Consider the following 13854-nt stretch of genomic DNA (forward strand, 5'->3'; position numbering starts at 1 on the left):
GTCGGCGAGCGCGCTTCCGCGAGGGAACCTGACGGTACGTCAGCTCGGCTCCGGGGGGCCAGAGTCGTGCACCGACCGGGTACCGGACGAACTGCCGCTCGAATGCGTACGGGGGTGACCAGGGCCGCCGGGGCGCGTTGGTCCGGGCATGACCACGCTGTACACCACTCCCAGCGGCATCGGTCGGCACCGACAGGCCGGGCCGCGCGTTGAAGAATCGGTTCCTCACGCCCCGATGACGGCCATGCCGCCGATGACACCGGCGGCGGCCCCGATGCCGCAGCTGGTGCAGACGCCGACGGCCACGGCGGTGCAGGTGCCGACGGCCACGCCGATGCAGGGGCCGACGGCCACGTCGGCGCCCGGCACACCCGGCCCTGGCAATGGGCGGGTGGGCGCTGGCTCTGGGCCGGGCCTTGGGCTCGGCCCTGGCTCTGGCCTGGGCCCTGGATCCGGGCTGGGCCCTGGCTCTGGGCTGGGCCCTGGTCCCGCCACCCCCATCACCGCCCCCGCCCCCACGCCGACGCCCACGCCCGTACAGGTACCCATGCCCATGCCCATGCCCGTGCCGGTGCCGGTGCCGGTGCGGGCGCCCGTCCCCGGGCCCGTCCCCGCCGACCCGCCCATCTACAAGGAGGTGCTCTCCCTCTGGGCGAGCCAGGGCCGCGCCCTCCCCGGCCACCGCGACCGGGAATGGGCCCGGCTCGCCTCGGGCCCCGTCTGGGCCGACCGCACGGTCCGGGTCAGCGGGACTCTGGTCCGACCAGGTGACGGGCGATGACCACCCGCTGGATCTGATTGGTGCCCTCGACGATCTGGAGCATCTTCGCCTCGCGCAGATACCGCTCCACGGGGAAGTCCGCCGTGTACCCGTACCCGCCGAGCACCTGCACCGCGTCCGTCGTGATCCGCATCGCGGCGTCCGTGCAGAACAGCTTGGCCATCGCCGCGCAGCGGCCGAAGGGACGCCCCTCGTCCCGCAGCCGCGCCGCCTCCAGGTACAGGGCCCGGCCTGCCTCCACCTGGGTCGCCATGTCGGCGAGGAGGAAACGGAGCCCCTGGAAGTCGGCGATCGGCCGGCCGAACTGGCGGCGCTCCTTGGCGTACCCGACGGCCTCGTCCAGGGCCGCCTGGCCGAGCCCGACCGCGCAGGCGGCGATGCCGAGCCGCCCCGAGTCCAGGGCGTCGAGCGCGATCGCGAAACCCTGCCCCTCCGCGCCGAGCCGCCGCTCGTCGGGGACCCGCACCCCGTCGAAGTGGAGTTGCGCGGTGGGTGAGCCCTTCATGCCCATCTTCCGCTCGGGAGGTGCGGCGCTCAGCCCCGGCGCGTCCCCGGGCACCAGGAAGGCTGTGACGCCCCGCGCCCCCGCGCCGCCGGTCCGGGCCATCACCGTGCAGAAGTCGGCGATGCCGCCGTGGGTGATCCACGCCTTGGTGCCGTCGATCACCCAGTCCCCGCCGTCGCCGTCCCGTACGGCCCGGGTGCGCAGCGCCGCCGCGTCCGAGCCGGCGTGCGGTTCCGAGAGGCAGTACGCGCCGAGGAGACCGCCGCCCAGCATCGCGGGGAGATGGGCGGCCCGCTGCTCCTCGGTGCCGTAACGGGCGAGGGCGTGACAGGACAGGCTGTGGACGCTGACCCCGAGGCCCACGGTGAGCCGCGCGGCGGCGAGCTCCTCCAGGACCTGGAGGTAGACCTCGTACGGCTGGCCGCCTCCGCCGTAGGCGGGGTCGTACGGCAGTCCGAGCAGGCCCGAGCGGGAGAGCAACGCGAACAGTTCGCGGGGGAAATGCCCGGCGGCCTCCTCCTCGGCGGCGCGCGGGGCGATCTCGCGCCGGGCGATGTCGCGCGTCAGGGCGAGCAGCTCGCGGGCCTCGTCGGTGGGCAGCCGGCGTTCCACGCCGTCCGGGGTGCTGTCGGCCATGGCCGGACGCTCCTCCCTGCCGGGCGCGGGCACGGGCGGCGGAGGCGGCGGGTGCCGAGCGCGGGGTCGCGGGGAGTATGCCCGTTCGGGACGCGGGGATCACACGGACGCGGAGGGATCACACGTACGCCGGGGCGGCCGGCGCGATGGCCACGGCCTCTCTCGGGGGGCTCACATGAGGCCGGCGCGGGTGACGAGCACGGCGAGCAGGACGACGAGGGTCCAGCCGAGGACGTGCTCGAGGATCTTGGGGCCCTGGTCGTCCGCGGGGCCACCGGTCCGGGCGCGCGGGAGGAATCGGGTGACGGCGGAGGAGGCGGAGGTCATGGCGACCACCTTGCGCCACGGAGACACCCCCGGGGTAGAGACATCGGTCACGTCGCCCGGGGCCACCCTGCCGGACCAGCCGATCCCGAGCGCCCCGAGGCCCTTGCCCCACACGGCCGAGAACGGTCCGGGAAGCAGAGGTACCAACCCCCTCGTGTGCCGGACACCACTCCCCCACTAGCGTCACGCGACGCACCAGGACCGCTGCGATGCACCCATCAGCCCCACGCCTAAACCGTACCTTCGCGCCAGGGTATGGCGGTCCTTCTCGGACAGGCCCGGGAGGGCCATCGGCCGGTCGCGGTCAGAAAGCGCGGAGGTACACGCGGGCTTGCTCGGAGTCCAGGTTCTCGACGTAGATCTCCATCCATGCGACGTCGCGACGTCGGCGACCTGGGCTGCGGTGGCCTTGCCGGTACGGAAGGAGAGGATGTACATGTCTTCGCGGGGGTTGACCTGCACGGCACCCTTCACGTCCGTGGCGCCCTTGGGGATCTGAATCTTCATGAACGCGGCCGCTTCGGTGGCGCCGGCGCCCTTCTCCCAGTACGGGTAGGTGCTCTCGCGCGCGCTGCCGGGGGCCCCGGTCGAGCAGGAGGTGAGAACCAGCGCGGAGATCAGCGCGACGAAGAAACTCCCACGCGTCCTGGGTCGCCTGTTCACCGGTTCTCCTCGTCGCCCCGCGAGACGTCCCCTGGGCCGCCCGATCGGCCAGGGTCGGCGGGGTCCACTGTAGGGCTCGCGTCGCCGTTCAAGTCGTGGGTGGCCTTTGTCCCAGTTGTATCGGTCCCACACGTTGACCTGATAGTCCAGTGACACGTCAGGCTTGCCGCCCTCGCCGGGCCTGACTGTGACCATGCCTGAGATGGTCTGCTGGTGCGACCCCAGCGCGTGGTACCAGTCGGTGTCCTTGGTGAACGTACCGCCGTACTGATGACTCTCCACCGGAATGGTGACGGGTTTGTCGCCCCCGGCCTTCTCGAATTCGGCCAGCGCCTTCCTGCGCCACTCTTCCTGGTTTCGCGCGATATGGATCTCTTCGATGTCGGACCGGAACTTGGCGTCGTCGTGCAGCATGCGGTTCACGTCGACGTCGAGGGTTTCGCCGGTGCCACGCAGGTAGTGCAGCATGTTCCGGGATGCTCCGGTTTCGCCGGTGTTGTCGCCAACCGTGGCGAGGCCGAGGGCCAAGGCGTGGAATTGCACGTCGCGTGGTGTGGGGTCTTCCACGTTGAAGGGGCCGGAGCCGGGGTCGGGGGAATGCCACTGGTACTGCGGGTCCAGGATGCCGGCCGCTCGGAGTTCGTCGCCCTTCTCCTTCAGCAGGATGCCGCGGGTGACCGGGGCGAGGCTGCGCCACCACGCGGCGATGTCCTTGCGGTCCTTGGGCATGTTGGCGGCCTTGCCGGCCTCTTCCATGGACGGGTAAGGGCTGGCTTTGGGGTTCCGCTTGAAGCCGTTGAAACGCAGGAAGTCTTCTCTGTCATGGGGCCGGGGCCTGCCCACCTCGCTCACGTGGCCGTGATCCCCGAAGGCATGTCCGCTGTCAGTCCAGCCCGCCGGTGGCTTCGAGATGAGCGAGGAAGGTGGCCACAAGGCGTGGACGGGGGACGTGGGGGACTAGCGCGTCGGGCAGGTCGGCTTCAAGGCCCCACTCAGTGTTGAAGGTGATGCCGCTGCCGTCCGGGACGACGGTGCCCCACAACCACGTGACGAACTCCGCTGCGGCAAGGGCCGTGCAGTCCTCGACGGCGATGCCTTCCGGGGACAGCTTGGCCATTGCCTCCAGCTCCTCCTCGCCGACCGTGATGCCGAAGTGCATGACGGACCCATGAACGGGGCCTTCGTCGCCCTCATCGATACGAATGAACGGATCCGTCTCCTGCTCTCGCTGCTTGGTCTGGATCCCCTCATAGGTCAGACCCCACGTGGAACCCTCGGCGGGGCCGAAGATGTACATGGTGCGGAGTTCGGCCAGTTCGGACGCGTCCACGCGTTCGCTCCCTCTTCGTGTGCCGCCGTTGGTCAGGGTACGTATCGGGCGTAGCCCTTGACGCCGTAGGCGGCCATCATGACGCGCCAGTAGGCCACGGAGTCCGCGTTGTTGGTGACCGTCTCGACGCCTCTCATCTCCTTGTTCCGAGGGTCGTTGAGAGCAGCGTTGTACTTGGCGAGCTCCTTGCGGTCCTTGTCGTACAGGAAGTCCTTCTTGCCGGACCGGTGGTTCGTGCGGAGTTCGTCGAGCGAGCGGTAGCACGGCTTGTTGGGGGTGTTGACGTACTTGGCCTCGATCGCCATGCCGTCACGGTTACGGAAGCCGTCGACCATCAGGGTGCTGTGGGCGCTGATACCGGGCGGGATGGGCACCTCGTACTCGGGGTATCCGGCGACCCTTTTCTGATAGGCGATCTCGGCGGGTTTCCTGTACACGAGGCCCGTTCGGCGGGCGGTAGCCCACGGGGACCAGGAGAGGCACCCGGATCAGCGGTGCGAGGAAGGGCGGCAGGGACGGAAGGGGGAGAAAACCGCCCCCGTCCGGCTGCGGCATGGGGACCTTGGCCTGCGAGCTGTCGAGCGCTGGCGGGATGTTCCCCAGGCGCGCGATGCGCGTGTCGCCGGTGACGAGCTCGTGCAGCCCGCCGTCGTGCCCTCGCCACCGAACTGCGGTCGTTCCCAGATGGCGAGCGGCTCGCCGAAGAAGGGGCTTTCCTCGTCCGGGATCCTCTTCAGCGCCGTGTCGATGTGATCCGCGTATGCGTCGCAGGCGTGGGCGATCATCCGGCAGGCGGACGGCAGATTCGCCATCAGGGTCGCGTCTCGCCGACCTCGGAGGGAGGTGGCGTCTTGCCGACGAACACGTTGAAGAACGTCTGGACGGCTGTGGCGGTCTCTCCGAGCTGCTGGGCGGTCGCGGTACGCCACGCGCCTTCGGAATCCCAGTACGCATCGTCCAGGATGCCCGCCGCCGAACGCCAGGCGTTGGCCGTCTTGCGGAGCTTGTCCCGCTGGCCGTGGAAGCGCGAACCGAGCAGATACTGGTCGTTCCAGCTGGTCTCGCCGACGACCTCGGGCAGCTCCTCGACGTTGTGGCCGGCCCGCGGATCGCAGTCCGGCCGCGAAGGCTGCGCCCCGATGTCGGGCGCCACGCTCTGGCCGAGCAGTGACGCGGCGATCGCGCTCTCCTGTTTGAGGAAGTCCTCGGTGGCCTTGAGCAAGGCCCCCGCACCGTTCGCCATCACCTGGTGGGCGAGGCCGGCGGCTTCGAAGACGGTCTTCACGGCCGGCTTGTAGACGGCGGCGAAGGCCCGGCCCGCGTCGTCGTCACCCGCCATCCCGCCATGAGCGCTGAGCTCCCTGAACAGCAGACCCAGCATGTCGTAGATCAGGTCCCGCAGCCGCACCATGGACCACGAAGCGTTGACGTAGTTCCCGGCCCTTTGCTGAAGATTCAAGACTCCCCCGTGCCCTCGACCACCAGGCTCTTCGATGGACCGTACACGTTGCAAGGAAGGAGCCCCGCCGCACAGGACGCATGCAACATCTGTGGCCGATTTCTGCCTGAGGCGGGCGTGACCGACGCGATCGTGGGGCCTGGTGTGCCCTCAAGCTATCGGTGCGACTCGTTTGTGCCTCACCACGTTCTGCCGCACTTGCCCCTCCAGTCGGTGAGCGAGGTGAGGGCTTTCTGGGCGCGGGGAGCTGTCCATCGAACGCGCCGGAGCGATCGGTGAGCTCCGTCCCGATGGCGGCAGTGAGGCCGCTGTTGTCATAGCCCCAGGTGGATTCGAGGAAGAACTCATCCGCCCAGGGATAGGCGAGGAAGTCGTCGTCCGTGTCCATGGCAACCATGGAGGGTAGGACTCACCACTGGGTCGTGCTGCGCAGTGAGGCGCCGGGCGGCCCCGCTGAACCGGCCGTACCGTGGCCAGAACAGCGGTACCGGCACGACCGGGTGCCATTGACAGCGCGGACGAGTGCTTGTCCCAGTCCGCGGGCCAGCCGCGCACGATCAACCCGCACTCGTTCCGGTCTTGCTCCAGATGGTGAAGACGACTGTGGGGCCGCACATGCTCACAGCAAGCCGAGCTCCCGCAGTGCGCGGCGCTGGGTTGGGGTGGGGTTGGTCGGCCAGTAGATGTAGCAGACCCCTCCTGTGCCGGAGACCACTTTCCCGCTGGCGTTGTAGCGCTTCGTGCGGAGCCAGATGTTCTCCCATTCCTGGCGCTGGTAGACCCGGCGTACCGCCTCGTTGTTCGGTGAGGCTGGGTCGTTGGCGATGACGTCGCCGGTCGGCGTGAAGCCGATGACGGTCATCAAGTGGCCCGACGTGCCGTAGCCCGCGCCGGTCAGTTCTTCCTTGCGGAAGGACTGGGACGTTATGGCCGGGATGCCCGCCCGGATCAGGCTCTCCAGTTCGGTGAGCGAGCGCAGCCGGGTGACCACCGCGTTCATGTCGCGGTAGGTGGCGGCGTACGCGGCGTTGAAGGGCCAGTTGCCGCAGCCCTGGTACTGGTGGTCATAGGTGTAGCGGGCCGCGTGGCAGACCTGGGGGTCCTCGAAGGCCGGGTCCACCCAGGCCAGCTGTTCCGCCGACGGCCGGCGGCCCCAGTACTCGACGATCATCTGCGACGAGGTCGGGCTGCACCACGCCTCGCCGCCGTTGTCGTACTCGGGGTACTGCCCCACATGGGTGTTCTGGGAGTAGCGCGGTACGGCCAGCTCGCGGGCGAGCCCCGGCGCCGATGCCGGGACCGTGAACCTGTCCGGGATGTCGGAGGCCATCGCCCCGAGCCGCCACACCGTGGGCGTGAGGCGGCTGCCCGGGGTGCGGTGGAGCGTGAGGCGCAGCCGGTACGAGGCCAGCCGCAGCCCGCTCGCCGTGTCGTCGATCGCGAACGTGTCGGTCCAGACGGTGCTCCTGCCGTCGGTCTGGTCGTCTACGGAGGTGCGCCGGATGTCGCCGTCCCCCGAGGCCCAGCGGCCTAGGACGTACCAGGGGGTGGCGGTGGCGTCGGTGTAGGTGCCGGAGAGCTCCACCTGGATCCAGGTGCCGGGGGGCGTCTCGGCGTTCCAGGAGGCGATGACCTCGGTGGCGGGCACGGTCGGGGTGTGCACCGGCGAGGTCCAGCTCGCGTACTCCCACGCGGCCGTCCGACCGGTGTGCGGGTCGGTGTAGTCGACGCGTCCGGCGGGTGCGGCGATGACCAGGCCCGGGCGGCGCCCGAAGACCGCCTTCGTACCGGCGGCGCTGCCGCACCTCCAGTCCGTGTACGAGGACCAGAACCGGTTGTCCACGAGCCCGGGCGCGGGCGCGTGGGCGGGGGCGTGCGCCTGGCCCCGCGCGGAGTCGTCGGCCGGGGCCGGCCCGGCGGCGGCGGGCGGGGCGTCGGCGGGAAGCAGGTGGTCGGCGGCCGCGGCGGGACCGGCGGTGGCGGCCGTACCGGCGGCCGCGAGGGCCGCGGCGAGGACGGTTCTGCGCGGGGTGGAGCTGCTGGTCATGGGCGGTGACCCCCAGTCGAGAACGGTGGGCGTACGGACCTGAGGACGAGCGGGAAGCGGGCTGACCTATAGAGCGGTCGACGGTAGGCCGGTGGACCGATAGGGCGGTGGGCAAGAGGCGGGCAACGGGCAGGCGCGGTGCGTCATTGTCGGCCTCACCCGAGCCCGCACGGACTTGACCACGGGCGCACGGACAGGGCCGGGCGCGCCCCACTATCCCGGCCTGGTCCCGGCTTCGCCAGCACTTCGGCCCGCGTCGGCCGCACCAATATTGGTCTCTACCAGTGACGGCAGCCACCTCCCTGACCTGCGGCGGTCCCCCGCTCCCCTACCCTGGGGCCATGAACGACCTCGACCGCGCTGCCCACGCGCTGCTCCGGCTGCCGCCCTCCTGCGGGCCGGTCCGGCTGATCGCGGTCGACGGGCACGCGGGTTCCGGCAAGTCCACCCTCGCGGCCCGGCTCGCCGCCGCCCTCGGCGGCGCCCCCGTCCTTCACCTCGACGACCTCGCCACGCACGAAGAGCTCTTCGAGTGGACCGGCCGGCTGCGGGAGCAGGTCCTCGACCCGCTGGCGCGCGGCGAGAGCGCGTCGTACCGGCCGTACGACTGGAACCTCCGTCGCTTCGGCGAGGCGCGCGTGCTCCCGGCCGCGCCGGTCGTCCTCGTCGAGGGTGTCGGTGCCGGCCGGCGGAATGTGCGGCCGTTCCTGGCGTGGCTGCTGTGGATGGAGCGCGGCCCTGAGGAGTCCTGGGCGCGGGGCCGCCACCGGGACGGTCCGGACCAGGCCTCCTTCTGGGACGGCTGGACCGTGGCGGAGACTCGCCATTTCGCCGGGGACCCCTCCCGGGCCTTCGCCGACACCCTGGTACGGGAGCGCCCCGAGGGGTACGACTGGCTTCCCGGGCCCGCTGTGACAGCGGACTCGGACCAGATCATCACGTACCGTGACGGCTTCATGTCCGTGAACTGAGCGGCCGAAAGTCCACTTCCGCAAGTGCCTCAACTCCGCTTGACCCAAGGGGCGTACAGGTCTTACGTTCTGAATGTGCGGCTTTTCGGAGCCGCCGCGGACACGAAGCCCCCGGTTGTTCCCCCGTGATCGGGGGCTTCGTTCTGCCCCTCAGGGGCCTCTCAGGCCCCCTTCGCGACCCCTGATGCTCACCCAGGGTCACCGCTTCCGGATCATGCGCTTCTCCTTAAGCGCGCACCCCCTGCGCAGGTACGATGCCCCCAGGTGCGGTCAAATCCCGTCCATGCGAAGACGGTTGTGGGGGACCCGATGGACATCGGCACGCAGGGCGCGCAGGCCCCCGCCGAACTCGCCTGGCTGCGCGGAGTCGACGCCTACACGATGGGCGCCTACCCGCAGGCGGAGGACGAGTTCCGGACGGCGGTAAGGATCGACCCCGGCATGGCGGACGCCTGGCTCGGGCTGCACGCGCTCCGGGTCGACACCACGACCGCGCTGCTGCGCATGTACCGCAACCGCGACCGCTTCGGCGAGCAGCGGGCCCGGTACCGGCGCACCCTGAACTCCTGGTACTGGCTCGGCTGGTGGGTGCAGCCGGTCCTGGAGAGCCCGCGCGACCTGCTGCTCGCGCACGCCTCCCACTGGCTCGACGGGCGGCACGTCCCTGAGCTCGACCGGGCCCTCGCCGGGCTGCCGCCGGTCGACACCGATCCCCAGGTGCGCTTCCTGCACGCCTGTCGGGCGTACCTCGTCAAGGACTGGGACCAGCTGGTCCGGCACACCGACAGCCTGGTCGACGACCCGCTGCTCGGCATCGAGGCCGGGCTCTTCGGCGGCATGGCCCGGGTGCGTCTGGAGATGTACGGGCAGGCCGAACCGCTGCTCTCGGCGTCGCTGATGCGCTGCCGCAGCGAACAGCCGCAGCGCAAGGAGCTGCGGTACTGGCTGGCCCGCGCCCACGAGGGCACCGGGCGCAGCGCCGCCGCCCTGCCGCTCTACCGGGCGGTGCACCGCATCGACCCCACGTTCATGGACACGGCGGCGCGTCTCGCGGCGATCGCCGAGTACGACGGTTTCGAGGGTTACGACGGGGTGGACGACCCGGCCGGTCTCGCGACGGTCGCGCTCGGCACCCTCGGCGGCGGGCTCGGCCAGGACGGGGTGGACACCGCGCCGGGCGCCGATCCGGAGGGCGGCGGCCCGGTCGGCGACGGGCTGCGGCTCGCGCCCGAGCCGGCCCCGCCGGTGGCCCCGGCCGCCTCGCCGGAGCCCGTACGGCAGAAAGCCCCGCTGCCCGCACAGCCGGTTCCCCCGCGTTTCCCGGCAGGTCCCACCGATCCGGTGCTGCTCGCGGAGGCGCTCGCCGAGCTGGAGGGCATGGTCGGTCTCGAGCCGGTGAAGCGCCAGGTCAAGGCGCTGTCGGCGCAGCTGGAGATGGCGCGGCTGCGGGCCGGGCAAGGTCTTCCGGTCCAGCCGCCCAAACGTCACTTCGTCTTCTCCGGCCCCTCGGGCACCGGGAAGACCACGGTCGCCCGCATCCTCGGCCGGGTGTTCTACGCCCTCGGGCTGCTCGGCGGCGATCATCTCGTGGAGGCCCAGCGGGCGGATCTGGTGGGCGAGTTCCTCGGCCAGACCGCGGTCAAGGCCAACGAACTGATCGACTCCGCGGTCGGCGGGGTGCTGTTCGTGGACGAGGCGTACGCGCTCTCCAACACCGGGTACAGCAAGGGTGACGCCTACGGCGACGAGGCACTGCAGGTGCTGCTGAAGCGGGCCGAGGACAACCGCGACCACCTCGTGGTCATCCTGGCCGGCTACCCCGAGGGCATGGACCGGCTGCTCAGCACCAACCCCGGTCTCTCCTCCCGCTTCACCACCCGCGTCGACTTCCCCTCGTACCGGCCGCTGGAGCTCACCGCCATCGGCGAGGTGCTCGCCGCGGCCAACGGCGACGGCTGGGACGAGGAGGCCGTCGAGGAACTGCGCTCCATCAGCGGTCACGTCGTCGAGCAGGGCTGGATCGACGAGCTGGGCAACGGGCGCTTCCTGCGGACCCTGTACGAGAAGTCCTGCGCGTACCGGGACCTGCGGCTCTCCGGGTACGCCAGCACGCCGACCCGGGAGGACCTGGCGACCCTCCGGCTCGCCGATCTGATGCAGGCGTACGGCGAGGTCCTGTCGGGCCGCGGTCCGGTCGACCGCGGCCCTCAGCAGGAGCCCCCGCCCGGCTACTAGGACCTGATCCGAACGAGGGTCCCCGGCCGTGTCCGGAGAGTCCCGCCTGGCCTGCGGGCAGACGGCGCTCCTTTCCGGACACGGCCTCGCGGCCGGCGCTCAGCCGCGTACGCCCGCGGGTGCCGTCCTCACCCGGTGCGCGGGGTCGCGGACCTCGCCCACCAGCATCTCCAGGACGTCCTCGAGGGCGACCAGGCCGAGGACCCGGCCCGAGCCGTCGGCGACCTGCGCCAGATGGGTGGCGGCCCGGCGCATCACGGTGAGGGCGTCGTCGAGGGGCAGTTCGGCGCGGACCGTCGCCATCGGCCGCCACAGCCGCTGCGGCACCGCCCGCTCCCGTTCCTCCAGGTCGAGGACGTCCTTCACGTGCACGAAGCCCATGAAGGTGGCGCCCGCCCCGCCGCGGACCGGGAAGCGCGAGTAGCCGGTGCGGACGGTCAGCTCCTCGATCTCGCGCGGGGTGACCGACGGCGGGACCGTGACCAGGGAGGCCGGGGCGATGAGGACGTCCGTCACCGGGCGGGTGCCCAGTTCGAGGGCGTCCTCGAGGCGTTCCTGCTCGGCGGGGTCCAGCAGCCCGGCCTGGCCGGCGTCCTCGACGAGCCGGCCCAGCTGGGCGCTGGTGAAGACCGCCTCCACCTCGTCCTTCGGCTCGACCTTGAAGGCCCGCAGCACCAGCCGGGCGCAGGCGCCGAGCGCGGCCGTCACCGGCCGGCAGAGCCGGGCGAAGCCGACCAGGCCGGGGGCGAGCCAGAGCGCGGTCCGCTCGGGCGCGGCCATCGCCAGATTCTTCGGGACCATCTCGCCGATGACGAGGTGGAGGAAGACGACCGCGGCGAGGGCGATGACGTAGCCGAGCGGGTGGATGAGCGCCTCCGGGACCCCGACCGTGTGGAAGACCGGTTCGAGGAGACGGGCCACGGTCGGCTCGGCGACGGCGCCGAGGGTCAGCGAGCAGACGGTGATGCCGAACTGCGCGGCGGCCATCATCTGCGGCAGGTTCTCCAGACCGTGCAGGACCTGCTTGGCCCGGGCGCCGCCGAGCGGCTCGATCTGGCTGCGGCGGACGGAGACGAGCGCGAACTCGGCCCCGACGAAGAAGCCGTTCGCCAGGACGAGGAGGACGGCGAAGAGGAGTTGCAGGGTGCTCATCGGACGGCCTCCGCCGGGACGGGGGCCTGGGCCGGAGCCCGGCCGGGGGCCCGGGCCGGAGCCGGGGCGGCGGAGTCCGTGTCCGGGCCGTGGAGCGGGGCCGCGGAGACCACGTCCGGCCCGGGGGCCGTTGCCGACCCGGGGGCCATCTCCGGTCCGGGGGCCGTCTCCGAACCGGGAGCCGGGGCGGCGGAGTCCGCCGTGGTGTCCTGGTCGGTGGAGGTACGGACGATCCGCACCCGCTCGGCCCGGTAGCGGTCGACCTGGCGGACCGAGAGCCGCCAGCCGGGGAGTTCGGCCCGGTCGCCGGGGGCGGGGATGCGCCCGAGGAGATCGGCGACGAGCCCGGCGACGGTCTCGTACGGCCCGTCGGGCACGTCGAGGCCTATCCGGCGCAGGATGTGGACCCGGCAGGAGCCGTCGGCCTCCCAGGCGGGCCGGCCGTCCTCGGCGGGGGCGGCGGCCAGTTCGGGCCGTCCGTCGGCCACCGTGTCGTGCTCGTCGCGGACCTCGCCGACGAGTTCCTCGACGATGTCCTCCAGGGTGACGACCCCGGCCGTGCCGCCGTACTCGTCGACGACGACGGCGATCGGCTGCTCGCGGCGGAGCCGTTCCAGCAGGGTCTGGGCGGGCAGCGTCTCGGGCACCAGGAGCGGCGGGACCGCGATCCGGCCGACCGGCGTGCGGAGCCGGGCGTGCGGGGCGACGGCCAGCGCGTCCTTGAGGTGGACCATGCCGACGACCTCGTCGATGCGGTCGCGGTAGACCGGGAAGCGGGAGAGTCCGGTGGCCCGGGTGAGGTTGACGACGTCGGCCGCGGTGGCGTCCCACTGGAGGGCGCTCACCTTGACGCGTGGGGTCATCACCTGCCCGGCGGTGAGGCCGCCGAGGGACAGGGTCCGTACGAAGAGGTCGGCGGTGTCCTGTTCGAGGGTGCCGGCCAGGGCGGAGTGGCGGGCCAGGGAGACCAGCTCGCCGGGGGTGCGGACGGAGTCCAGCTCCTCGGTGGGCTCGACGCCCAGGAGCCGTACGAGCCGGTTCGCGACCCGGTTGAGCAGGGAGATCACCGGCCGGAAGAGGGCGGAGAAGCGGCGCTGCGGGGTGGCCACGAACCGGGCCACCTGGAGCGGCCGGGAGACCGCCCAGTTCTTCGGCACGAGCTCGCCGACCACCATCTGGACGGCGGAGGCGAGCAGCATCCCGATCACCACCGAGATGCCGGAGACGGCCCCGGCGGGCAGTCCGGTCGCGGTGAGCGGTCCGTGCAGCAGTCCGGCGAGCGCGGGCTCGGCGAGCATGCCGACGACGAGGGAGGTGATGGTGATGCCCAGCTGGGTGCCGGAGAGCTGGAAGGACAGCTCGCGCAGGGCGGTGACGACGGTGCGGGCGCGCCGGTCGCCGGTGGCCGCGGCCCGCTCGGCCTCGGCTCGCTCGACGGTCACGAGACCGAACTCGGCGGCCACGAAGAAGCCGTTGGCGAGGATGAGGACGAAGGCCGCGACGAGCAGCAGAAGGGAGACGATCATGCCGCCGCCTCCAGGGAGGGGGCGGCGCAGGTACTACCGGACGATCCGTCCATTGCTGGAGGGAGTCACTCCTCGGGTCGAAGGGTGGCCTCGCGGGCCGTGGGTACGGCCCTGCACATGCGAGGCGGTGGTGCGCTCGGCACCACCGCCTCCAGAGTAGTCACGCGAAGGCCCGGAAGGGCAGGGGGTCGGCCCCGGATGGGGGACGGATCGCCCGCGTCG

At 71.7% G+C, this 13854-nt stretch carries 13 protein-coding genes; 3 read left to right on the plus strand and 10 right to left on the minus strand.

Going from position 1 to position 13854, the window contains the following annotated elements; genetic code table 11:
* Positions 1–225: 225 nt before the first annotated feature.
* On the minus strand, positions 226–369 hold the full coding sequence (locus DEJ43_RS37310; RefSeq protein WP_158506249.1) for a hypothetical protein: 144 nt from the start codon (positions 367–369) through the stop codon (positions 226–228).
* A 184-nt stretch (positions 370–553) separates the two neighbouring features.
* Between DEJ43_RS37310 and DEJ43_RS37315 the strand changes: the two genes are divergently transcribed.
* A complete protein-coding gene (locus tag DEJ43_RS37315; protein ID WP_041662123.1) occupies positions 554–781 on the plus strand; it encodes a hypothetical protein in 228 nt (75 codons plus the stop codon).
* On the opposite strand, the gene DEJ43_RS05015 is transcribed toward DEJ43_RS37315, so the two are convergent.
* From DEJ43_RS05015 to DEJ43_RS05050, 7 genes are all read right to left on the minus strand, one after another.
* Positions 744–1922 (minus strand): acyl-CoA dehydrogenase family protein, encoded by a 1179-nt coding sequence (locus tag DEJ43_RS05015; RefSeq protein ID WP_015032227.1) that lies wholly within the window; start codon positions 1920–1922, stop codon positions 744–746. The genes DEJ43_RS37315 and DEJ43_RS05015 overlap by 38 nt on opposite strands.
* A gap of 171 nt (positions 1923–2093) precedes the next feature.
* Complete coding sequence (locus tag DEJ43_RS05020) at positions 2094–2249, minus strand: SCO1431 family membrane protein (RefSeq protein WP_106433818.1); 156 nt, start codon at positions 2247–2249, stop codon at positions 2094–2096.
* Positions 2250–2432: 183 nt separating this feature from the next.
* Entirely contained in the window at positions 2433–3764 is a 1332-nt protein-coding gene (locus tag DEJ43_RS37990) for a hypothetical protein (protein ID WP_015032229.1), read from the minus strand.
* 31 nt (positions 3765–3795) lie between these two features.
* The gene (locus tag DEJ43_RS05035) at positions 3796–4242 is read right to left on the minus strand and encodes a hypothetical protein (protein ID WP_015032230.1); all 447 of its coding nucleotides are present in this window, start codon (positions 4240–4242) and stop codon (positions 3796–3798) included.
* Between the two features lie 32 nt (positions 4243–4274).
* Positions 4275–4679 carry a restriction endonuclease fold toxin-2 domain-containing protein gene (locus DEJ43_RS37995; RefSeq protein WP_015032231.1) on the minus strand — a complete coding sequence of 135 codons (405 nt, stop codon included), beginning with the start codon at positions 4677–4679 and terminating at the stop codon, positions 4275–4277.
* A gap of 374 nt (positions 4680–5053) precedes the next feature.
* A complete protein-coding gene (locus DEJ43_RS38000) occupies positions 5054–5701 on the minus strand; it encodes a hypothetical protein (protein ID WP_015032233.1) in 648 nt (215 codons plus the stop codon).
* Positions 5702–6320: 619 nt separating this feature from the next.
* Positions 6321–7748 carry a peptidase C39 family protein gene (locus DEJ43_RS05050; RefSeq protein ID WP_015032235.1) on the minus strand — a complete coding sequence of 476 codons (1428 nt, stop codon included), beginning with the start codon at positions 7746–7748 and terminating at the stop codon, positions 6321–6323.
* 341 nt (positions 7749–8089) lie between these two features.
* Here DEJ43_RS05050 and DEJ43_RS05055 point away from each other — a divergent pair, with 341 nt between their 5' ends.
* Together DEJ43_RS05055 and DEJ43_RS05060 are read left to right on the plus strand one after the other, a co-directional pair.
* Complete coding sequence (locus DEJ43_RS05055; protein WP_015032236.1) at positions 8090–8719, plus strand: uridine kinase family protein; 630 nt, start codon at positions 8090–8092, stop codon at positions 8717–8719.
* A gap of 309 nt (positions 8720–9028) precedes the next feature.
* The gene (locus DEJ43_RS05060) at positions 9029–10954 is read left to right on the plus strand and encodes an AAA family ATPase (RefSeq protein WP_041663665.1); all 1926 of its coding nucleotides are present in this window, start codon (positions 9029–9031) and stop codon (positions 10952–10954) included.
* Between the two features lie 99 nt (positions 10955–11053).
* On the opposite strand, the gene DEJ43_RS05065 is transcribed toward DEJ43_RS05060, so the two are convergent.
* Both DEJ43_RS05065 and DEJ43_RS05070 read right to left on the minus strand, forming a co-directional pair.
* The gene (locus DEJ43_RS05065; RefSeq protein ID WP_015032238.1) at positions 11054–12106 is read right to left on the minus strand and encodes a hemolysin family protein; all 1053 of its coding nucleotides are present in this window, start codon (positions 12104–12106) and stop codon (positions 11054–11056) included.
* Positions 12103–13632 (minus strand): hemolysin family protein, encoded by a 1530-nt coding sequence (locus DEJ43_RS05070; protein WP_015032239.1) that lies wholly within the window; start codon positions 13630–13632, stop codon positions 12103–12105. Before DEJ43_RS05070 ends, DEJ43_RS05065 begins: the two co-directional genes overlap by 4 nt.
* Positions 13633–13854: the final 222 nt, after the last annotated feature.

It is taken from the genome of Streptomyces venezuelae ATCC 10712 (assembly GCF_008639165.1).
Classification (GTDB): Bacteria; Actinomycetota; Actinomycetes; order Streptomycetales; family Streptomycetaceae; genus Streptomyces; species Streptomyces venezuelae.